The following is a 529-nucleotide window of genomic DNA, read 5'->3' as shown; positions in this document are numbered from 1 at the left end:
ATAAGCCCGGAGACAAGCATCATGAAGAGGTCGAATGGCTTTTCAACTTTTACTCCGAATGGAGAAAATATTGATAAAACAGCTTTTTCGTATGCTGATTTTTTCAGAATGAATCCAGATTCTGTCCCTGCAAACTCATTCATACTCAAAGTGTTCGCTAGCTTTCGCTTGTCTATTTCGCTTTGAGATGAATCTAAGTCATCTTGAAGTTTTGAAAGCCTTTCTTGATTTTGATTTCGTGTAATATCAAGGCTTTGAACGTCACTAGCGATTCGATTTGATTGGTTTTCAAAGGCTAATACAGATGAAGCACAGTCAGGAACGGCAGAGCAATCTATAGCTTTTAGACGCCGCGCACTTGCTTGATCGTTTAGAATTTGGATTTGATTGTTTTTTAGTGAGATTTGTTCATTGATAGAGGCTTGGACTGCTCTAAGTTCTGTCAACTGTCTCTCAAACTTATTAACATTTTGATTTAGTGTTGCTAAGTATTCTTCATTGTTTGAAGTAAGTTTCTTCGCTGCCTCTA

The 529-nt window shown here is 37.4% G+C and carries 1 pseudogene; it reads right to left on the bottom strand.

Going from position 1 to position 529, the window contains the following annotated elements:
• Positions 1-529, bottom strand: a pseudogene (locus AB4653_RS27715) (hypothetical protein); the annotation flags it as partial.

The sequence above is a fragment of the Vibrio sp. 10N.222.48.A3 genome, assembly GCF_041475345.1.
In the GTDB taxonomy this organism is placed as follows: domain Bacteria; phylum Pseudomonadota; class Gammaproteobacteria; order Enterobacterales; family Vibrionaceae; genus Vibrio; species Vibrio tasmaniensis_A.
The sequence above is the reverse complement of the archived record's forward strand: the minus strand, read 5'-3'. Positions and strand labels throughout refer to the sequence as shown.